At 38.5% G+C, this 20,298-nt stretch carries 16 protein-coding genes and 1 tRNA gene; 7 read left to right on the top strand and 10 right to left on the bottom strand.

Going from position 1 to position 20,298, the window contains the following annotated elements:
* Positions 1–13: 13 nt before the first annotated feature.
* Both PLEUR7319_RS0108115 and PLEUR7319_RS39220 read right to left on the bottom strand, forming a co-directional pair.
* Positions 14–964: an isoaspartyl peptidase/L-asparaginase gene (locus tag PLEUR7319_RS0108115; RefSeq protein WP_019504718.1), complete on the bottom strand. Its 951-nt coding sequence runs from the start codon at positions 962–964 to the stop codon at positions 14–16.
* Between the two features lie 44 nt (positions 965–1,008).
* Positions 1,009–1,161 (bottom strand): DUF2256 domain-containing protein, encoded by a 153-nt coding sequence (locus PLEUR7319_RS39220; protein WP_071592907.1) that lies wholly within the window; start codon positions 1,159–1,161, stop codon positions 1,009–1,011.
* Positions 1,162–1,244: 83 nt separating this feature from the next.
* On the opposite strand from PLEUR7319_RS39220, the gene PLEUR7319_RS0108110 reads away from it, so the two are divergent.
* From PLEUR7319_RS0108110 to PLEUR7319_RS0108100, 3 genes are read left to right on the top strand one after another with little or no spacing between them, the layout of a single operon-like run.
* A complete protein-coding gene (locus PLEUR7319_RS0108110) occupies positions 1,245–2,030 on the top strand; it encodes an RNA methyltransferase (protein ID WP_019504717.1) in 786 nt (261 codons plus the stop codon).
* A gap of 46 nt (positions 2,031–2,076) precedes the next feature.
* Positions 2,077–3,396 carry a serine hydrolase gene (locus PLEUR7319_RS34575; protein WP_019504716.1) on the top strand — a complete coding sequence of 440 codons (1,320 nt, stop codon included), beginning with the start codon at positions 2,077–2,079 and terminating at the stop codon, positions 3,394–3,396.
* Positions 3,389–4,303: an aspartoacylase gene (locus PLEUR7319_RS0108100; RefSeq protein ID WP_019504715.1), complete on the top strand. Its 915-nt coding sequence runs from the start codon at positions 3,389–3,391 to the stop codon at positions 4,301–4,303. The genes PLEUR7319_RS34575 and PLEUR7319_RS0108100 overlap by 8 nt, the downstream gene beginning before the upstream one ends.
* Before the next feature lie 114 nt (positions 4,304–4,417).
* Here PLEUR7319_RS0108100 and PLEUR7319_RS0108095 read toward each other — a convergent pair whose 3' ends face one another.
* Entirely contained in the window at positions 4,418–5,743 is a 1,326-nt protein-coding gene (locus PLEUR7319_RS0108095) for a PhoH family protein (protein WP_019504714.1), read from the bottom strand.
* A gap of 411 nt (positions 5,744–6,154) precedes the next feature.
* Here PLEUR7319_RS0108095 and PLEUR7319_RS0108090 point away from each other — a divergent pair, with 411 nt between their 5' ends.
* Positions 6,155–8,419, top strand: a complete 2,265-nt coding sequence (locus PLEUR7319_RS0108090) for an alkaline phosphatase D family protein (RefSeq protein ID WP_019504713.1) — start codon at positions 6,155–6,157, stop codon at positions 8,417–8,419.
* Between the two features lie 269 nt (positions 8,420–8,688).
* On the opposite strand, the gene PLEUR7319_RS40565 is transcribed toward PLEUR7319_RS0108090, so the two are convergent.
* Positions 8,689–8,889 carry an ArsR family transcriptional regulator gene (locus PLEUR7319_RS40565; RefSeq protein ID WP_144054270.1) on the bottom strand — a complete coding sequence of 67 codons (201 nt, stop codon included), beginning with the start codon at positions 8,887–8,889 and terminating at the stop codon, positions 8,689–8,691.
* Between the two features lie 142 nt (positions 8,890–9,031).
* Between PLEUR7319_RS40565 and PLEUR7319_RS0108085 the strand changes: the two genes are divergently transcribed.
* Positions 9,032–9,104: transfer RNA gene (locus tag PLEUR7319_RS0108085), tRNA-Phe, on the top strand.
* A 174-nt stretch (positions 9,105–9,278) separates the two neighbouring features.
* Entirely contained in the window at positions 9,279–10,433 is a 1,155-nt protein-coding gene (locus tag PLEUR7319_RS0108080; protein WP_019504712.1) for a site-specific integrase, read from the top strand.
* 334 nt (positions 10,434–10,767) lie between these two features.
* Here the strand turns inward: PLEUR7319_RS0108080 and dnaB are convergent, their stop codons facing one another.
* The 3 genes from dnaB to xisR form a co-directional block, all read right to left on the bottom strand.
* The gene (gene dnaB, locus PLEUR7319_RS0108075; RefSeq protein ID WP_019504711.1) at positions 10,768–12,123 is read right to left on the bottom strand and encodes a replicative DNA helicase; all 1,356 of its coding nucleotides are present in this window, start codon (positions 12,121–12,123) and stop codon (positions 10,768–10,770) included.
* Positions 12,120–13,109 (bottom strand): MarR family transcriptional regulator, encoded by a 990-nt coding sequence (locus tag PLEUR7319_RS0108070; protein WP_019504710.1) that lies wholly within the window; start codon positions 13,107–13,109, stop codon positions 12,120–12,122. Before PLEUR7319_RS0108070 ends, dnaB begins: the two co-directional genes overlap by 4 nt.
* A gap of 117 nt (positions 13,110–13,226) precedes the next feature.
* The gene (gene xisR, locus PLEUR7319_RS0108065) at positions 13,227–13,526 is read right to left on the bottom strand and encodes an excisionase family protein (protein ID WP_019504709.1); all 300 of its coding nucleotides are present in this window, start codon (positions 13,524–13,526) and stop codon (positions 13,227–13,229) included.
* A 367-nt stretch (positions 13,527–13,893) separates the two neighbouring features.
* Here xisR and PLEUR7319_RS0108060 point away from each other — a divergent pair, with 367 nt between their 5' ends.
* Entirely contained in the window at positions 13,894–15,480 is a 1,587-nt protein-coding gene (locus tag PLEUR7319_RS0108060; RefSeq protein WP_019504708.1) for a pentapeptide repeat-containing protein, read from the top strand.
* Positions 15,481–15,645: 165 nt separating this feature from the next.
* On the opposite strand, the gene PLEUR7319_RS34570 is transcribed toward PLEUR7319_RS0108060, so the two are convergent.
* From PLEUR7319_RS34570 to mobF, 3 genes are all read right to left on the bottom strand, one after another.
* Entirely contained in the window at positions 15,646–17,223 is a 1,578-nt protein-coding gene (locus PLEUR7319_RS34570; protein ID WP_019504707.1) for a type IV secretion system DNA-binding domain-containing protein, read from the bottom strand.
* Positions 17,223–18,941 carry an AAA family ATPase gene (locus tag PLEUR7319_RS37915; RefSeq protein ID WP_256380657.1) on the bottom strand — a complete coding sequence of 573 codons (1,719 nt, stop codon included), beginning with the start codon at positions 18,939–18,941 and terminating at the stop codon, positions 17,223–17,225. Before PLEUR7319_RS37915 ends, PLEUR7319_RS34570 begins: the two co-directional genes overlap by 1 nt.
* 375 nt (positions 18,942–19,316) lie before the next feature.
* Positions 19,317–20,132, bottom strand: a complete 816-nt coding sequence (gene mobF, locus PLEUR7319_RS37910) for a MobF family relaxase (protein WP_019504705.1) — start codon at positions 20,130–20,132, stop codon at positions 19,317–19,319.
* Positions 20,133–20,298 lie beyond the last annotated feature (166 nt).

Raw genomic sequence — 20,298 nt, 5'->3', positions numbered from 1 at the left:
GCTAGAAAAAATTCTAGTGATGCCCAACTAATTCTTGGTTATTCCAGTTGAGAGTATCGCCGATTTTTTCGCCATTATGATAAGCAGCTAACAATACTTCACTAGTTTTACCCCAGGAGATTGTCCCATCATTAGCGATCGCAATTGCCCCTACATCTCGATGGCGACCGCGGCAATCGGTCATGGATTTCTGCATCGCATCTACCAAAGTCATGCCATCAGTAACGCGAATCACTATTTTGGCAGCTAAACATTCTTCCATGATGTCTTCGCCAATGCCCGTACAGCTAACCCCAGCAGAGGCATCAGCATAATTTCCTGCGGGCATTGCTGAATCACTAACTCGACCAATTCTTTCTAAACCTTTGCCCCCTGTAGATGTTCCCGCAGCGATTTTACCGTTGCAGTCAAGGGCAACGACACCAATTGTACCTTTGCGGGGTTCATGAACTAGCTCTTGCTCGGCAACTACGCCCGCCATATGCTTATCAAAGTTTTCTTCCCGCTCTTGAATCCATTCTTTGAGCCTGATATCAATCAAGGGATCGTACCTAGGTATATTTAATTCCCTTAACAGCTCGGTTGCTCCATAGTCTGAGAGTACGCGATCTTCTTCTCCCTGCAAAAACTTAGCCAGTTCAATGGGATGTCTGACACGGGAAACATTAATTACACCACTAAAACGCTGTCTAGCACCATCCATCAAAGCAGCACTCATCCTTATCTGTCCATCAGACTGTAGTACGGAACCAGTACCTGCATTGAAAATCGGCTGATTTTCTAATAGCTGACACCCCAGAATCACGGCATCAAGGGCGCTACTACCAAAATCTAGCAAAGCATAAACTTCTTCAATAATGGAATGAAGAGTTTTACGGACGATGGCTTCTCCTTTTGCACTCTTAAGATGCCCTCCTGCACCACCATGAATAATTAATTTGGGTTTTACTGCTTTATTGGACATAATTGGTTTTAGTTAGTGGTTAGTATTTAATTGCTTACGGTGGACTAATTATTAGATTGCTTGCGACGGCGACAGCGATCTGAACAATATTTAACTTCATCCCAACATTGTGACCATTTTTTGCGCCAAGTAAAAGGGCGATCGCATACTGGACAAACTTTAGTCGGAAGATCGGATTTTTTACGCTGACGAGCCATTGGTTAAAGAATAAGGGAGCAGGTGATGAAGAATATAAAGCATAACAATATATTATTCCTTATAATTTGCTACTTTTTTTAAGATGAATCACAACCTGTTAGCGAACATAAAAATTGTTTTGGTTGAACCTGCGGGGGCATTAAATCTGGGTTCAATTGCCCGAATCATGAAAAACATGGGATTAACTCGGTTAGTTTTAGTCAATCCTCGATGTGATCCCAGTTCGGAAGATGCCCGAATTATGGCAGTACACGCTGTAGATATCTTGGAAAATGCCCAAATTGTTGATAGTTTACCTGCTGCCTTAACTGGATGCCAAAGAGCGATCGCCACTACGGTTCGTTCTCGTAGTGTGCCAATTAAGCTTGAACCACCATCAGTCGCTCTTCCCTGGCTGATGTCACCCCATATTCAATCTGCCTTATTATTTGGGGCAGAGGATCGAGGTTTGAGTAATGATGAATTAAAGTATGCCCAAAGGTTTGTCTGTATTCAGTCCAGCCCTATTTATCCTTCACTGAATTTAGCTCAAGCGATCGCCATCTGTAGCTATGAACTTTATCAAACTTGGTTAAAGCTGAGTAATAGTCCCCAAGCAACTCCTAGATCTCAATCAGAGCAAGTTACAGGAGAGTTAGCATCTACTAATGTACCAATAGACGTATTAGAAGGATACTATCAGCATCTTGAAGCAGTATTACTGGAAATTGGCTATCTTTATCCCCATACTGCTGCGGTTAAGATGGAAAAATTTCGTCGTTTGTATAATAAAGCTAATCTGCAACCAGAAGAGGTGGCAATGTTGAGGGGTATACTGCGTCAAGTTCGCTGGGCAACCCAAAATAAATCTAAGTCACTGGATAATTAGACTGATACTATGCCATCATGTTCTGACCATTGGTTGATTTTAAATTATGTTTCCCATGGAGTTAGGAGTGAATCGCAAAGGCAACCCCCCCCATTTTTCACCAGCGCAGGCTAACAAGGTTAGCCACAATCATCAGGCTACTCTCCCAAAAAAATCCAGCTTAAATAGAAGGAAGAGAAAAAACTCCTCGTTCAAAAATCAAGCATCGAAAATAGGTAAACGAAAACTCTCTCAAGATAATAACGCTAAACAAAACCTCCAGTTGAAACGTAATTTGTCAGCCAAAAAATCTACTAATTTCAAATCCAAGAGCAAGAGAAAAAATCATCAGCATCAAAGGAAAAACCCGTTACGAAATTTTTTCTGGTTAACCATTTACGCCCTGACAATCATCGTTGCTACTAGCACGATTTTGGGTACAGCGATCGCCATTACTAAATCTTTGAACATTACGAGTCCTGAATCCAATTCAGCTAACCTAACTGTCCCAGAAAATGCCCAAAATAAAGCGGAATTGGAAAAGTTATTTAAAGTTTCTTCCTTGGGCAAAGAAATAAGTCTACTCAAGGTGGAGTTAGAAAAGCTAGCTGAACAGTATCCTCAGCTCGAACCAGAAATGTTTCTAGTAGACCTTGATACGAAAGGATTTGTGAGTCTGCAAGGCAATAAGGCAATAGCTTCTGCTAGCACGATTAAATTACCTATCTTAGTTGCTTTCTTTCAGGATCTAGATCGAGGAAAAATCCACCTGGAAGAGCAACTAACTTTGACTGAAGAAATTATTGGTAGTGGTTCTGGTAACATGCAGTACCAAGAGCCTGGTACAAAATTTTCTGCCCTAGAAGTTGCGGATAAAATGATCACTATTAGTGATAACACTGCCACTAATATGTTGATTCAACGTCTTGGAGGACAAGAAGCGTTAAACCAAAGATTTATGGATATGGGTTTAACTGCAACTCGGTTACAGAATCCTTTACCAGATTTAGAAGGAACTAATACTACTTCTCCTGAAGACTTAGGTAATTTGTTAGTCAAGATTGATAGTGGAGAATTAATTTCTTTGCGATCGCGAGATCGTCTGCTACACATTATGAACAATGTGGTTAGAGATACTCTTCTACCCCAAGGCTTAGAATCAGGGGCAATTATTGCTCACAAAACAGGAGATATCAAATCGGTATTAGGCGACGCAGGAATTATTGATATGCCCAACGGTAAACGTTATATTGCGTCAGTCTTAGTTAAACGTCCTGATAACGATCCTCAAGCCAAAGAGTTTATTCAAAAAGCATCGCAGACTGCCTATCAGTACTTTAAAAAGCATTCTCAAACAAGCTCTTTTTCCTTAGATAAGGATGATTAAGTCCAACCATAAGTCGAAGCAGATTAGGCACGTCGCAATTGTCGGTGGAACTCATGGTAATGAAATCACGGGGATTAAATTAGCCGAAAAATTTCTCGAATCTCCTCAGCTGATTAAACGTTCTAGTTTTAGTGCTAAAGCCTATCTTGCCAACCCTCAAGCGATTAGGCTCAATACCCGCTATATTGAGCAAGATCTCAACCGGCAATTTTTACTCGAAGATCTGAAAAATCTCCATCTAAACGGATACGAAGAATTACTGGCAAAATCAATTTATCGTGATTTACAGCAGAATCAAACAGATTTAGTCATCGATTTACATAGTACTACCGCAGCTATGGACTTGACCTTGATTTTATCTCAAGCAGATCCTTGGCTATTCCATCTAGCAGCTTATCTTACTGCTATAAATCCCCTGGTAAAAGTTGTTTTGCCTTCGGCATCTGAAAATAGTCAACGCTTGAGAAGTTGCTGTGATTTAGGGATGACGATTGAAGTAGGGGCGATCGCTCATGGAACTTTCGATCCTGGCTTGGTTGAGAAAACTGAAGCTTTGATTCATAATATTCTCGATTATATAGAGTACTGGAACAATAATCAGACTATTGACTATCCTGAAACTTTTACTTTATTCAATTCTTTTAAAGCAGTTGGATATCCCAAAAACTTATCAGGAGAAATTTGCGCAAATGTTCATCCTCAACTCCTAGCCCAAGACTACTTACCTTTAAAACCCTATTCCCCTCTTTTTTTAAGCCTCGATCGCACTAATATTACTGTTGATTCAGGTAATTGTACTGTTTATCCCATCTTTATTGCTGAAGAAAGTTATGTCGAACAAGATATCGCCATGGTGTTAACTAATAAACAAACAATTTCTTTAAGCACTTATAGTCATTCGAATTAATTTCTGTGTTTTAGTCAGTTAGAAGCAGCAGGTAAGGAGCGATCGCTATTATTTACTCATTATTTTCTAAGCTTTGTTAGCTTTACTAGAATCATAGCCAAGAATTTTACTAGTTCATAGTAATGCTGCTGCTCGTTCAGCTAAACTCGATCGCTCCCCTTTAGTGAGGGTAATATGACCGGCCAAAGGTTCATACTTAAATCTTTCTACCAAATAAGTTAGCCCATTACTAGCAGCATCAATATAAGGATTGTCTATCTGATCCGGATCGCCTGTTAATACTATTTTTGTTCCTTCCCCTGCACGGGTAATAATGGTTTTTACCTCATGGGGAGTCAGGTTTTGGGCTTCGTCAATAATCATAAATTGCTGGGGAATAGTGCGACCACGGATGTAGGTTAAGGGTTCAATTTGCAACAGTCCCATCTCGATCAATTCTTCATGTCCTCTGCGCCAATGTCCTGGCTTTTCTTTGGTATCTTGAGTGCCAAAGATCAAATCGAAATTATCATAGAGAGGTTGCATCCAGGGAGTTAGCTTTTCGTTAATATCTCCTGGAAGAAAACCGATGTCTTTGCCCATTGGTACTACTGGACGAGAAATGAGGAGCCTTGTGTATATCTTTTCATCAGCTACCTTTTGTAATCCTGCGGCGATCGCTAATAAAGTTTTACCAGTTCCGGCTTTTCCTACTAGAGTCACTAGCTTGATCGAATCCTGTAATAGCAAATTGAGCGCAAAACGTTGTTCTCGGTTGCGGGGTTGAATTCGAGACACTCCCAATTTAGGTAGGGTAATCAGAGGAACAATTTTATTACTCTTACCCTCTACCATTGCTAATGCTGTATGAGATGGTTTAGCTTGATCTACTAAAGTAAGATCTTGATTAGGTAAGAATTCTTGTTCGAGAGTAATAGAACCATGTTTAAAAAATTCAGTAATCTTGTCTGCGTCAACTAATACCTCTTTAGTGCCAGTATAGAGATCTTTTACGTCCACTTTGTCGGTTTCATAGTCTTGGGCATTAAGTCCTAAGGCATCAGCTTTAATCCGTAGGTTAGTATCCTTACTGATCACAATTACAGGACATTGGCACTGTTGTTTACACTGTATACCCACTGCCAAAATAGAATTATCAGCAAAGTCACCGCTTAATTCGGGGGGAAGTTTTTTAAGAGTTTCGCGATCGCTTAGAGCAACTCGTAATGTACCACCGCTATCCAAAGTTACTCCTGTAGTTAGATGACCTGCTTGGCGCAGCTTATCTAGGATTCGGGCTACTTCTCGCGCATTACGACCAGTCATTTCTGGTTGTTTTTTAAAGCGGTCTAATTCTTCGACCACGGCGATCGGTAAGACTATTTCATTGTCTTCAAACCTTAAAATGGCTGTGGGATCGTGAAGTATTACATTGGTATCAATAACAAAGATTTTTTTCATTAATGAATTTACTTAATATTCCTTGGCAATATACAGTGGTTTTTGATGCGGTATCAGAGTAATAGCTATAGCCGTACAAAGTTACGTTAGGACAAGTTTATTTGATTGCTCGTAAGTAATGAGTAACGAGTAACGAGTAATGAGTGTCCTAATAAAAGTTCGTAGTGCTATAGTTCGAGGTTTTCTTAGTATCTACTATCTGCTTCAAATAATCAAAATAATTCTAAATTTTGATCCTGTCTAAGCTTAGAGGTGTTTGCTCCGTCAAGAGAAATTAGTAAGATAACTTTGAGGGAATTATTTTCTCTTAACCAATAATTTAATAACTTGGCTATTTTGACTGCTAATTCTGCTAATATCGCAGTGAAGACAATTTCAGAGACTTTTCAATAAACAATCTTATCAAGCCCCTTGCCTGCATTAAAATCTGCTACTCAATATTTACCCGATTTGGAGCAACTTCCCTTAATCATTGCTGGTCCAATGTTGCGCCATATACAAGCCGACTCGGTTACTGTTTGGCTCGCGTTAATCAAGCCCAGTACAGTCACTTTAAAGATCTACAGCACTGAAGATGGTCGAGGAGCAATTCTAGATAAATTATTGTTTCAAGGACAGCGTAAGACCGTTGCCTTAGGTAAAAATTTTCATGTAGTAGCAGTAACCGCTAAACCCGACGAAGAAGAGCAGTTATCACCGGGGCAAATATATGCTTACGATTTATATTGCGACTGCGATCAAGTTGATTTAAATACAGCCATTAAGGCTCAAAACAATGATTACAGCCTGAGTTATTTTCCCCATCAATTACCTACCTTTGCTCTACCACCAAAAGACTTAAATTGTCTAAATATTATTCATGGATCTTGTCGTAAACCCCACGGTGGCGGTAGAGATACCCTGTCCTGTTTAGATAACTTAATTCAAGATTCAGCACCCATAGCCGATAAAAGACCACACCAGCTATTTTTAACAGGAGATCAAATATACGGTGATGATGTAGCGAATCCAATGCTGTGGCTTACCCAAGGAGTAAACAAGCTATTGTTTGGTTGGTCAGAAGAGCTACCGCTACAAGAAGGAACAATGTTAGCTGATGAATTTCCCCCAAGCAAGCGCTCGGCAATTTCTCGTATCGAGGGGGGGATGACAGCAATGTTGTCTGGCAAATCAGAAAAAGCCAAAAGCCATCTCTTTAGTTTTGGAGAATACGCTGCTGCTTACTTATTAGCATGGTCTCCAGTTTTTATGCCCGATCATCTTCCTCTAGGGGAAAGTCTTTTGCTAGACCGCCAGCAAGCCAAAGTCTGGAATCAAGAAATTAAAGACACAGAAAGCTTTATTGAGGATCTAGCCTCAGTGAGGCGGGCTTTAGCTAATGTTCCGGTATATACTATTTGCGACGATCATGATGTAAGCGATGATTGGTATCTGAATCGTGAATGGTGCGATCGCGTTTTGGGCAAACCTTTAGGCAAAAGAATTGTACAAAATGCCTTGCTGGCATATGCTATTTTTCAGGCTTGGGGTAATACACCACAATATTTTGCACCAGGCACAGGGGGAGAAAAATTACTGCAACTAGCTTCTCGATGGTTGCAATCGGCAGGTCAAGATATGTCTGCAAAGATAGAGTGCGATCGTTATTTAGGTATTCCTGAAAACGACGAGACAACTGGATTACCTCAAATGCAACCAGACGAAGACGTAGTGATTCTCTCGCGGAAGAAGGAAACTATTCCTTGGCATTATACGGTTTACGGCAGTAGTCACGAAGTAATTGTTCTTGATACTCGTACTTGGCGTGGTTATGACCCAGATCCAGATAAAAAACTGGAACCACCGATGCTGTTATCGCACCATGCCTTTGAACAGCAGCTGCTGATTCCTTTAGAGACTCAACCTCCACACATCCAAGCAACCATCGTTGTTTTGCCGACTAATTTAGTAGCATTAGGCATTATCGATCACATCCAGCAGTTTGAATTGAGCCGCAACCGAGTTTTTAGTAACGATGTCGGAGATTCCTGGAATTTTCATCAAGAAGCATTTACCATTTTGTTACTTAATCTTTGCCAACAACGCGATCGCGTTGTTATTTTGTCAGGCGATATTCATTATAGTTGTGCTGTGCGTATAGTTCATTGGGATAATAATTCCCTCGAAACTACTGTTTTGGTTCAGCTAACTTCTAGCGCCATTAAAAACTCAGAACTAGCAACTCGTTTAATACATACTAAGCTAAAATCTCTGTTACCAGAAACAACCGAACGCTGGTTAGGATGGAATCAACCTCTCAAATTAGTTAAACTACTTCAACCTAGCTGGTGGCGAACTAAACAGTCCTTAAATAATCAAAGCCCACCTCCAGACTGGCAATATCGAATTGAATGGTTCAAACGGCAACCCTCCCAGTCGTTGCCTTGGAAACAAACTTCTTTAAAAACTCAAAAGTCTAATCCTTGGCATAAGTTAATTACTCAGATCATCTCGTGGGTGTGGCGTAATCGCTGGGTTCAGGAGGGGAGAGAAGTAGTCGGCAGAAATAATCTGAGCTTAGTCAAATTTCGCTGGTCAAGAACCAAGACCGTAGTTCAAGAAACCTATTGGCATCCTCCTTGGAATGATCGAGGTACAGTTAAAAGTAGCTACGAAATTCCTTTGGAATCTGATTAGAACCATTGACATTCCCCATCAGCAAAATATCTAATTATAGTAGTGTGCAGATAAAATTGTACTCAACAAGTCTGCACACCGCTACAGCCCTGTTCTGTCACTTTCCGAAAATTGAAGCAAAATAACAAAAGTGCTCAAGGGATGTAAGCCAGACATAACGATAGATGTAGAGTTACAGATTCTTAAACATTTAAAAAGGGATGCCAGACAATCAGAAGGTGAGAGCTAATAAGTGGTGTAAGTTCGAGCGAATTTTTAGTAATCAAAAATCAGAACAGGGATAGTTCAAGTGCTTGATGATTAAATAGAAGATAGTAACCCTTTTTACCACGTTTTTCGTAACTTACTAGACTTAGCGATCGCAATGTGCGTGATTGATGAGAAATAGCCGATTCACATACTTCTAGAAGAGTTGCAAAATCACAAACACATAAATCTCGATTTCCCACCGGGACAAAATTGGCAAACAATTAGCAACTTCTAATCTTAGATCCTATCTCTAGTATCAATAAATAAATATTCTTCAGGTTTTAAATTATACAAAATTAATTTTACACAAGGGTTGCAAGATGAACATTAAGTTTGCTACATTAGTTTAGCGGTAAAAAACAAGCCAGGATAGCTCAGGTGGTAGAGCAGAGGACTGAAAATCCTCGTGTCGGCAGTTCAAGTCTGCCTCCCGGCATTTAGATATATTAACTAATACGCCCTAATAGTAAAGGTTTTCGAGGTTTAGCTTGAGGAAGATAGTTGTGCCTCTAACTTTTTTTTGGGTATTTTTAGATATGTTTAGACTAAAAATTGGTGTAAAATTGGTGTAAAATCATAGAGCAGAGGGGTACTTACACCACATCAACTTATGTATTCTCAAACTCCAACAGGACAAGCATCTAAAGGCTCTGTAGTAATTATCAATTCTAATGGTCGATTACAGTTACGATTTAGCTACGGTGGCAAGCGACATTATATTTCTATTGGGTTGCCCGATAGTCCTACTAATCGCAAGCTAGCGGAGTTGAGAGCATCTGAGATTGAGAAAGATATTTTTTATGAAAGGTTTGACGCAACTCTTCAAAAGTACAAGCCCAATAAGAGCTTAAGTTCGATTACACCAGTTACACCAATTTCAAAATTTAAACCAAAGTTAGATGAACTCTGGAAAAGTTATAGCGAATTCAAGAAGCCCCAAGTGAGTCCTAGTACTTATGCCAAAGATTTTACGAGACATCGAAACCACATCGCCAAACTGCCTACGCGATCGCTCAATGAAGCATCAGCTATTAGGGATTGGCTGCTAGGAAATTTAACCCCTAACGCTGCTAAACGCTGTTTAACCCAAATTAAAGCTTGCTGTAATTGGTCAATGGAGGAAGGGTTAATTGATACTAATCCATTTAGTTACATGAAAATCAAGCTACCAAAAGGAGCTTATGAGGAACAAGACATCAATCCATTCACCAAAGAAGAGAGAGATTTAATTATTAAAACCTTTGCCAGCGATCGTTATTATTCTCACTACACATCCTATATTCGATTTCTTTTCTTTACAGGGTGTAGACCTTCAGAAGCAATTGCTCTGAAATGGAAGCATATTACTAATAGTGTTATTCAGTTTAGAGGCTCTGTTGTTATTTCTGAAGATGGTTTAGTGCTGAAAGAAGGACTAAAAACGCAGAAAAAACGAAATTTTCCTCTTACCCCAGAGGTAAAGACAATTTTAAAGGATATTCGTCCTGAAACAGTTAATCCAGAATCACTTATTTTTGTTAGTCCAAAAGGAAAGTTTATAGATCACCATAATTTCTCTAATCGAGCCTGGAAATCAATCTTAGCCAAATGTAACATTCCTTATCGGAAAAGTTATCAGACTAGACACACCTTCATTAGTTTGTGTGTGGAGGCAAATATTAATAGTACGGCGATTGGAAGATGGACGGGAACTTCAGCCAAGATGATCGATAAGCATTATGGAGCTACTAACTTTGCTAATCTTGAACCACCAAATCTTCTTTAGACGTAATTTTCTTAGACACTCTTTTCCGAGGAGCGAGATAGATTCCTTTTTCATTTTTCTAGCTGGCTGGAGAATGAGGAGCGCAGCTTGTCATTCGGAAGGCAGCAACCCGAAGCGTTAGCGGAATTAGTTTATCCATTTATAGCTATAATTGATACGTAAAATTTTTCAATTGGTCAACAGGTAAGAAGATTACTAAAGTTAGTAGCTGCTCTCCCTGCTGAAGATATGATCAATCAATTGATATTTTTAAATTCTTATTTGAGAGGTTAGTTGTTTAAAAAAAGCGATCACACTCCGAAGACAATTATCAGAAATGAGATCGCCCTAATCTTCAAGCAAATTCTTTAAGAGAACGAATCATGCCAGAAGACTTATCAAATAAAACTTCTGCTTTTCCTGTATTTCCATGTCTTGCTTTAGCCAAAATTAACTCTAGAATTCCAGGCTGGGAAGTACCAGAATCGTAATATTCATCGCGATAGGCAAAGATGATATTATCTGCCACCATCTCCAGAATCCCAGACTGAGAAAGATCTGACATCATCGGACGCTTATTCTGTCTGCCCTCTACTGCCCTGTTAACTTGAGAGAGAGCTAAAACTGGGACATTCAATTCTCCTGCTAATTGATACAATCCTCTACCCACATCTCCCAATTCATAACTGCGATTACCACCGTTATCAGATGCCATCATTTGTAGATAGTCTACGATTACTAAACCAAGTCTCCCTTCTCGTGCTTTAACCTGACGACATTCTGAAGCAATCCCAGCTACATTTATTCCCCGATTATCATTCATGTATAGAGGTAACTCTACGGCAACCTGAACAATTTTAGAGATACTGTCCATTTCTTCTTCATTGAGAGAAGACAATCCTGCGCGATGTTGACGAATGCGCTCGACGTGAATCGGGGTCAAACCTAAATGCTGATAACAATCCATCCGACTCATTAAACTCCAAAGTCGATACTCTAACTGACTCTTATACATCTCCAAGGAAAAGATAATTACAGGTAACTGATGCTGAATCATCTGCTGAAGAGCCAGATAGAGAGAAATTGCGCTCTTGCCCATTGATGGTCTAGCAGCCAGAATAGTCAGGGTTCCTGGCTCAAATCCCATCATCAGTCGATCCAGTTCTGGTATTCCTGTAGGATAAATAGGATTATTTTCTTCCAGCTGATTAAAAGCAGACATTGCAATCTCGCTATTGTTATCAGTATCTGATTTTATCCTTTGCTGAGTGACACTGAATATTTCTTGTTCGGATTCGTTTAATAGCTGCTCTAGTTCAAGACTTAAATCATATCCAAGGTTGACGATTTTATTTCCTGCTTCAATAATTTTACGTCGTTGGTATTTATCCATGACCAAATCGACATAGCGCTCGATGTTTACCGCTGAAACTATGCGATTTAATAATTGAGCTAATTTAGCTGTTCCGCCAACTCGATCTAATCTGTCTCTATCATGCAGATATGTACTGAGTGCCATAAAATCGGTGGGATTGCCTTGATGATGGAGTTTCAACGCGGTTTGATAAATTTCTTGATGGGAAGAAACAAAAAAAGCTTTGGGATTTAGTTTAGCTTCAATGTAAGAAATTGCTTTGGGGTCAAATAAAATTCCGCCTAAAATTGCTTCTTCTGCTTCAATATTGGCTGGAGGTAAGTTGGGTTCTGTCATGCTACACCTCCCTGGACTGCTTGATTAGCAAAATGGCTTTTCATTCTCAGGTTTCGCAATTGTTCGTAGCCTTCAGTAATTTGTTTCCCTAGAGATTTAGAAATTGGTTTCGATTGACTTTCAAGTTGATTGATTCTTTTGAGCTTGTGCTCGGGATTATTCAGGAATCGGTCAAATTTCTCTTTATCTTGTCTATTCCCAATCTTGCCCCACCCTGACCTTTGCTGTTTTAACTGTTCTTGAAATTTAGTGATCGCCTTTTGTTTGTCTTCATCAGGAATTGAACTTGAATGAGAGTCGAGTTTACGAGCTTTTTTTCCCTCTTGATACTTCTGATAATAAACTTCCCAGCGATTCTGCCCAGCTTTTGTCTTACTGGCTAACCAAGCTTCAAGATCATTTACTGGTTGACTGAAGTTTTGAATTGCCTCTTTGACAAACTTGAAAAAATTCTCTCCCTCGCTTTCTGAGAGAGTCTTTTTAAAGTCTATATAAGTCTTAGAGATCTTAGGAGTTTGAAACTTCCTCTCTGAGATAGTTTCAGTCTTTGATTGTTGTATCGGCGCACTTTCTGTTGTCTGGCTACACTCGATGTTGTGTTGAGGCACATTCTTTTGTGGTGTCACAACTTTGGTTGTCTTGTCGCAACTTGGTTGTGTGACAACAACATCTTCTGTTTCTGCTTTTGAAAGAAAACCTTGAGGATTAACTTTAATCCGAACTTGAAGTAGTTCCATCTGAATAAAACCTTTGTTCTCCAGAGACTTTAAAGCTCTTCCTACAGTAGAACGGTGCATTTTAGATTTTTCTGTAGATAAATTTTTGGCTATTTGTGTCGGCGTAAGAGAAATACCTTTGTTGTATGGGTCGAGAGAACGCACATAGTAAAGGATTTTTAGCTCTGAATAAGTTAGCTGTTTAATGGTTTCGAGCCATTCTTCACTTTTCAGGGGGTAAAATTTTCCTTGAATTCTATTTAGTGTCATGATTTTTAATTGAAGCGAAAATGAATAACATGAAATTGCCTTCTAAGGTGAAGATAAAAGGCATCAAGCTTGATTTCAAAACGCAGAAGCCTTAGTAGGAAGAAGTTTGGCAATTGATTATCTGGATTGGCGACGCTTTTTAGTCTGATTAGAAAGCAGAGAGGCTAGATATATTTCGATAGCTCTCTGATGAGCTGTTGGATCGGAAATATTAGCAAACCAATCTCGCAAAAGCCCCTCATGATATCGGATTGTTCTGGAGCTGAGATATTGGAAATGAATTCCTAATGTCCAGTGTCTTTTGCGATAAATCTTCAACGTGTGTGTAGAAATTCCTAGTATTTGAGCAGCAACATTTTTGTTGACCCAATTTTGACTTACTTTAGATAATAATATTTGCGCTTTGTCAGTTGTCATGATGTTCTCCTATTTGTGGTGTGCCGAGATACAAAACACCTGACTCTCTGAAGAAAGCTATTACTAAACTAAACTACATTCCACTACGGTCAAGTAAAATATAAATTGCACAGCAATAGCTGTCACTAGAGAGTCGAGCTTTAATGGGCCTTTTCACTTTGCACGGTGGACCCTATTTGTCTCGGCTCTTTTTATTATCTAATAATCAGATTAACACGTAATTAATCTAAAAAGCTCGAATATTATTCGTTTTTTATAAAAAAAATATTCTCTCAATGGAAAATACTATTGTTTTTTGTCTACAATGTATTTAAATTCAATCTATCTATTAAGATAGACGTTTGCTAACTTTGGCATTCAAAAACCTGTGTCAAACTTTTTTTCATCTCCTCAAACTTCATCTAATAAGTCTTTGGGAGAACTAATTAAGAAAATTAGAACTACCAATAATCTGACTCAGACTGCTTTTGGGAAGCTGTTTGAACCTTCTGTTACCCAATCTACAGTTGCTCGTTGGGAAAAAGGAATTCAAACCCCAGACAGAATACACTTTCCTAAAATCGCTTCGCTGCTTAATATTTCTTTTGAAAAGCTTCTTGAACTAGTCGAAGAACCTGTATTTAATACGGACAATTTTTATCCAGATATAGAAAACAAAACTTTGACGCACAACAAACGTCATCTAGCTATGTTTAAAAAAGGGGTAAGAGCTTGGAATAATTGGAGGGAAAAAAATCTGCATATTATCCCTCAGTTGTCAGGTATACATATCTGTCTTGGAAAATACAGTAAATTAGATGGTTATAATTTGAACGATGCTAATTTAGCTGGCTTTCGAGGCACAGCTGTTTCACTTGATAAAGCTAGCTTACGAAGAGCAAACTTAGAAAAAGCATGCTTCAGCGAATGTAGTTTTGAGGGGGCCGACCTAACGGAAGCTAATCTTAAAAAGATTGATATTAGTAGTTGTAGTTTGAATCGAGCCATACTTAGAAAAGCCAACTTGAGTGAGGCTTCAATTAAGTATTCAACGTTAATTAAAGGAGATTTAGAAGAATCAGAAATTGAAAAAGCGGAATTTATAAATCTTGACCTGTCAAGAGCAATTTTAAAAAAATCTAAAATTAGAGACACTAAATTAATCAATGTTAATCTAACTGAAGCAAATCTAAATGAGACATTTATAGATAAAACTACTATCAGAAAATGTTCTGTTTATGGAGCTTCATTTTTACAGGCTAATTTTAATGATATAGACAATCAAGAAGTATATATATCTCCATCTGAAAGTAAAGGTCTCTCCATAAATAATTTAGCTTTGTCTCAATGCATATATATGCAACGTTATAATCGCTCAGAAATCAAGAAATTTATTGAACAGTTTAATCTAGAAGAAGAAATTATTAAATTAGGTAGCATACTTTCCGATAAATATGGAGAATATAGCCAAACTGAGAATTTTTATATATTTAACAATCGTAACTATTATAATGATGTCAATTCACTATACATAGATATTCGTAGACATAATAACTATTTTCAAATAGATTTTTATCCAAATTATTCAAATGCAAATTTCTTATCAGGAAAAGATAAGCACAGAAGAATATTACAGATAATTGATGACACAATTGAAAGTAACTTTGAATTTAAAGATGTAGAGTATTTAAGAGAGTTAGTTGAAGTACATCAAGAAATACAAAATAATTTGGTAGAGCAGTTCCTATCGCTTGCTCTTAAAGTTTTAGAAATAAAAGAAGAAAATAAGTTTGTATTTGAGGAGTACATTCTTGAAAGAGTCAATCAAGAAATTGTTCTCTATACTAATACTGATTTAAAAATTGAGTTTGCAAGAATAATAAATCGTGGAAGCAAATGGGAAATAATTAGGTCTAGTCTAACGAAAAAGCACATGATAGATTTACAACGAGAATTAAATAACTTAAAAATATAGGGTATGATTCCCGCTTTTTATAGTCGCTATTCTAACTAATGGATCGAATCTGATCCTCTCTTACTTTAAAAGTCAGTCGGCGAAGCGAATCGGGCGTGCGACGAAATTTTATACCTCTCCAGCATTTTCTGAGCGAGTCATCGCAGCCCGAAGACTGGCAACTATTTACTCTTTCAAATCAGACCACTGCTCTTGAATACTTTGTTGTTCATGGCTTCGTAATGGAACATATCTTCTCGCACAAGGCGGAAAACTTTGATGTTTTAGCTCAACAGGGGCACAGTATCGACCGAGTTTAAGATAGCCAAATAAATTTGGAAGGCTTTTAATCTCATCGGGCATCACAGCATATCTCTCTCGAAATTGCTCATTATATCCATCAGTTCTACCATTGCCATTTCTTCCAGCACGACGAGAACGACTATGATTTTGAGCTATATCAATTAACTCCTGTTTGCCGATGGTATCTGCCATTGATTCTGCTGTCTCATGGTCAACAGATCTCAAAATTAATTTAGTTTGTATTCCCTGCAAAATAGTACTAGTATCTTCCTTACCGTAAACTTTGGTAATTTGAGACTTAGTTTGAGTACCTAGAATGGGGCATCCTCCAAATTTACGACTCTCACTCATGAGCCGAGAGAGACTGGGTAATCTACCTAATGCCCCCAATTCATCAATAATAATCGCTGTTTTTATCTCTCGATTTCTATTAGATAGCAACCCTTTAAGCATCAACTCAAAAATCAAGCTATGCAAAGGCTTAAGTAAGTCAGAATCATTTTCTTCTAAGGTAATGAAAATCCAGCCAGAACAATCTCTTCTTGCCCAATCAAAGAAACTAATACTTTGACTATAGTTTTTCTGCTCGGTCATATACTGGTAAAACTGACAATAGTTGGAGACAGTAGAAAGCACAGAAGCAGCCGATTTTTCTTCTCCAGTATATCTAGCAGCCAAGGTTTCAGATATAAATGAGTGTATAGTTTGGGTATCGCTTACCAGCAATGACCATAACTCTTGATTGCTCTTAGTTTGGCGAAATAATTCTGCCATTATTACCCTGGCTGCATTAGAGAAAAAAGGCTCTTTCTCAGACTCAGTAGGAATTAAAGCTGCTGCTATATTCTCAGGTCTAGCTGATTCATAAATGTGACTCCAGCCGATAGAGCGAGCATCAAAAGGATTGAAGATAATATCAAGAGTCGGATCGTAGAATTTCTCTAACATTTCCCCACCACGGTCAAAGATGATGGCACGGAAATCACTCCGCTGTCTCATGGAGGCTGCCATTTGACTTATAGCTTGAGTTTTACCAGTGCCAGGAGAGCCAAACATAAAGAAACCAAGTTGTTCATACTCAGCAGGAATCGGTATACCTGCTATTGTTAGCTGTGGTTGATTTTTTGGTCTTTGCTCTTTTTTCTGTATAGCTTTAAGTTGACGGGTAGGTATTACCTTTGCTCCTCGCACTACATTTTGATTGTGATGGCTGAGTTTATCATTCGGCTTCATCAACAGATATGTCAAGGTAAAAGTCATGATTAATCCGCTAGAGATCAGCTTGAAATAGCCAAATTTATCCACTAATTTTTCTAAAAGGTAGGGCCAAATTAAAACTGGATGCTCAATCAAAAACAAAGCAACCTCTGTGTTATTCATGACCCACAAAACTAACAAAAGTACAGCAATGAAGATCAGCATTGCTATCAAAGAAGAATTGTCATTATTTTTTGGTTTCATTATCTGCTAATCGATCTTGAGTGAGTTTGAGTACGAGTAAGATCAAGGTGTTGCTGCATCTGCTTGGTTCTAGCTTTGATTTGACGATCTATTTCCCTAGCAGTAAAAGTGTTTCGGACTGTGGCGTTATTTTGATTGAAGATCAGTTCTTTACCTTGATGAGTAATAGTTAAAGAATTTTGATCTCGTTTAATTTCTGTTCCATCTGATGATTTGTAGCTTTTGAACCATCGATTTTGAAGATTTAATTCTCCATGACTTTCTACTAGATATTGAGCTGAAACAAGTAATTTGAATTCTTGTTCTCTCGATGGAGTTGATATTTTTTGATTGAATTGCTGTTGCTTGATAATTAGATTGAGAGCATTCTCCTGAGATCGTGATTTTCCAATTGATAGTCCCAAAGCTTTGGTGCTAGAGGTGTAGACTTTGAATTCATGTTTGGCTCTTGAGGCAGCTACATAAAAACTTTCTTTTCCTACAGTGAGAGATTTACCAGAACCCGCAGCATAAATGCAGTGGTAAGCTGTCTTACCCTGGCTGCTGTGAACTGTATCAACGTAGCGATAATCAGAATAAAAAAGGGCATCGGGGTTAACGGTTTGAGTTTTCCCCTTGGTCTGAATAGTTATTTGTCCATTGTCATCAAAGCCCAAGACTGTAAACTGTTGACCATTTATTTGCTTCTGCTGATTCCGATAATGGTTGCGGGTAAACTTCATCTTTTCTCCAAAATGAAGTTCGCGGGTTTGGGATTGGAATACCGAGCGGTCCTTGTAGCTATTGAGCTTTAACCTCTGTCGATCGCCAAAGCTATCTCTGAGGGTTAAGGTTTTTGTGCTGCTATCTACAGCATCAACTCGGTAATAAAGATCTTTATTAAACTTGACTGTGGTATGACCGAACTTAATTATGTCTCCCACCTCGTAGCTGCTGGCTTGAGTCAGACTGAATTGATCTAAATCTTTGGGTTTGAGTATATTAATTTGCTGAGATTCCTGACTCAGTTGACCCTGCTCAATTAGCCCCTGGCGTATCTGGTTGGTAATAGCTGATTTTTCTTTGTTTGTACCTGCCAGAATAAGAGTCTGTGCCTGGGTTTTAGCATCCCGTTCTAAGTAGTCATTGACCACTGCTTTTAGTCTCAGACTATCAATGGGTATCTGCTTGATGCTGCCTTGTTCGTTGAGCTTTTCATATCCCTGCTTGATCTCTCCTTGGGACAATAGATCTACCACTTCCTTTAGTTGAAGATTTTGCTGTCTAACATTTTTATTGATTCTGATTGTTGGTAATTTGGCTTGATCCTGAAGCAGTTTGAAAGGGGAGCCTGCCTGTACCGCTGCTAGTTGTTTGGTATCGCCAATTAGAAGTATACGGGAGTTTGTTTGTTTGCCTTTTTCTAGCAGGTTTTTCATTTGGGTAGTGCTAATCATCCCTGCTTCATCCACCACAATCAGTTCATTTTTCGGCAGAGACTTGATCGGGATATTTAAATAAGCATCAAGGGTTTGACAGTTAATACCTGCCCCCTTATTGAGTTCTCCCGCAGCAGAAGCACTAGGAGCTAAACCTCTGATCTTAGTCTCAGAAGAAATAGTTTCTTTTAAAGCTTTAACAGTATAGGTTTTACCAACTCCCGCATCACCCTGACAAAGCATTACACCATCTCGATTATTGGCAAAATGATTCAGAGCAGAAGCTTGAGCTTTATTCAGCCCTAATTTCTTAGCTTGTTGATGGGCGATTTCTTTATTAGCTAGAGGAGGATAGTTGTATTTGCTATTTCTTGCTAAATGTAGAATCTGTTTTTCTCTTTTGATAGCAGTTACCGTAGTCAGTCTTCCATCTTGAGTTTTAAGTAAGCTCTTACTTTGATCTATTTCTTGTTCTAAGTCTTCAAGGCTATAGTTTCCTTGAGATTGTCGCAGAGCTTCTTTGAGCAGTATATGTCTGGGAAAAGCTACTTGTCTCTCGCATACTACCTCCGTAGCCTCAATTACCAGCTTGCTTTTGTCTTTTGAATTAGTAACCTGCTGATGTTGATGATTGGCTTCAGGATGTTTGATATCTAACTGCTCGGCTCTCTGTTGTCATATTTGCCCTATTTCTTTTCTCTCCTCCGCAGCTTGATGTACTTTATCTCTACGAGTAGCCGTACAAGCTTTGGCTTTAGTTGCTGCACTAGCTTCATGACCTACAGCATTTTCTATCTCCTGTTTGCGAGTGCTAAACTCCTTTAACTGTGACTGACTATAACCCCGAACATCAAATGTGCCATCCCGATTCCAGTCCAATTCATATCCTAGAGTTTGTAGCCTTCTACCAAGATCATGATGATAGACCATACCAAGAGTCATCTTCTGCTGGTATAGTTGGCGGTTATCCATCGATCGCCATTTGCCATCTGCTCCTTGTGTCTGATTAAAAATCACACAATGGCTATGGAGTTGAGGATCTTGATTGCGATTATCATCATGTTGGAAGACAGCAAATAAAGCATTATCTGTCTGAAGATGATTAGCCCCACCTTTACCCGTTCGCGTGAAGATACAGTTTTGCTCTATGTAAGAGAGAGTCGTTTTTACTGCTTCTTGATGAGCCTCTATGACTCCTTTGTCTTCTTTGACTAAACCCAATAGCGAAATCGATTTAGGAGCAGAAAGGGTAATATCTCTGCCTGGATTATATTTTTTTCCTGACTGTCTTTGACGTAAAGGATTTCCTTGAGTATCTAATCCCTGATAGGCATTGTTATATTCCTCTATTGAAACTTGACCATTAAGACTAAGTATTTCTGAACCTTGCCCATACCACTGACTATTCTCTAATCCTTGGTTTTTAGTATAGTAATTGTCTTGAGCATAGTCGTTTACCTTGGCGTAGAGTCTACCAATCGAGCAAACCATTTTGAATTGTTTTGTTTGATTTATCTATTTTGATAGTGACATTTTTCATTGTTTAAAACTACTATTTAAAAACGAGTTTACATATCTTATTGTTGATGTTTAAAAATAGCCAAAAATACCTTATCTATATTTATTTGAAAAATAAGCGGAATTTATTTTATTCTCA

This window comes from Pleurocapsa sp. PCC 7319 (genome assembly GCF_000332195.1).
In the GTDB taxonomy this organism is placed as follows: Bacteria; Cyanobacteriota; Cyanobacteriia; order Cyanobacteriales; family Xenococcaceae; genus Waterburya.
This window is presented reverse-complemented; position numbering and strand designations above follow the sequence as displayed.

Excerpts from the sequence above, each read along its gene's own strand:
- PLEUR7319_RS0108115 (WP_019504718.1), bottom strand. The coding sequence starts at position 964 with ATGTCCAATAAAGCAGTAAAACCCAAATTAATTATTCATGGTGGTGCA.
- PLEUR7319_RS39220 (WP_071592907.1), bottom strand. The coding sequence starts at position 1,161 with ATGGCTCGTCAGCGTAAAAAATCCGATCTTCCGACTAAAGTTTGTCCA.
- PLEUR7319_RS0108110 (WP_019504717.1), top strand. The coding sequence starts at position 1,245 with ATGAATCACAACCTGTTAGCGAACATAAAAATTGTTTTGGTTGAACCT.
- PLEUR7319_RS34575 (WP_019504716.1), top strand. The coding sequence starts at position 2,077 with ATGTTTCCCATGGAGTTAGGAGTGAATCGCAAAGGCAACCCCCCCCAT.
- PLEUR7319_RS0108100 (WP_019504715.1), top strand. The coding sequence starts at position 3,389 with ATGATTAAGTCCAACCATAAGTCGAAGCAGATTAGGCACGTCGCAATT.
- PLEUR7319_RS0108095 (WP_019504714.1), bottom strand. The coding sequence starts at position 5,743 with ATGAAAAAAATCTTTGTTATTGATACCAATGTAATACTTCACGATCCC.
- PLEUR7319_RS0108080 (WP_019504712.1), top strand. The coding sequence starts at position 9,279 with ATGTATTCTCAAACTCCAACAGGACAAGCATCTAAAGGCTCTGTAGTA.
- dnaB (WP_019504711.1), bottom strand. The coding sequence starts at position 12,123 with ATGACAGAACCCAACTTACCTCCAGCCAATATTGAAGCAGAAGAAGCA.
- PLEUR7319_RS0108070 (WP_019504710.1), bottom strand. The coding sequence starts at position 13,109 with ATGACACTAAATAGAATTCAAGGAAAATTTTACCCCCTGAAAAGTGAA.
- xisR (WP_019504709.1), bottom strand. The coding sequence starts at position 13,526 with ATGACAACTGACAAAGCGCAAATATTATTATCTAAAGTAAGTCAAAAT.
- PLEUR7319_RS34570 (WP_019504707.1), bottom strand. The coding sequence starts at position 17,223 with ATGAAACCAAAAAATAATGACAATTCTTCTTTGATAGCAATGCTGATC.
- mobF (WP_019504705.1), bottom strand. The coding sequence starts at position 20,132 with ATGGTTTGCTCGATTGGTAGACTCTACGCCAAGGTAAACGACTATGCT.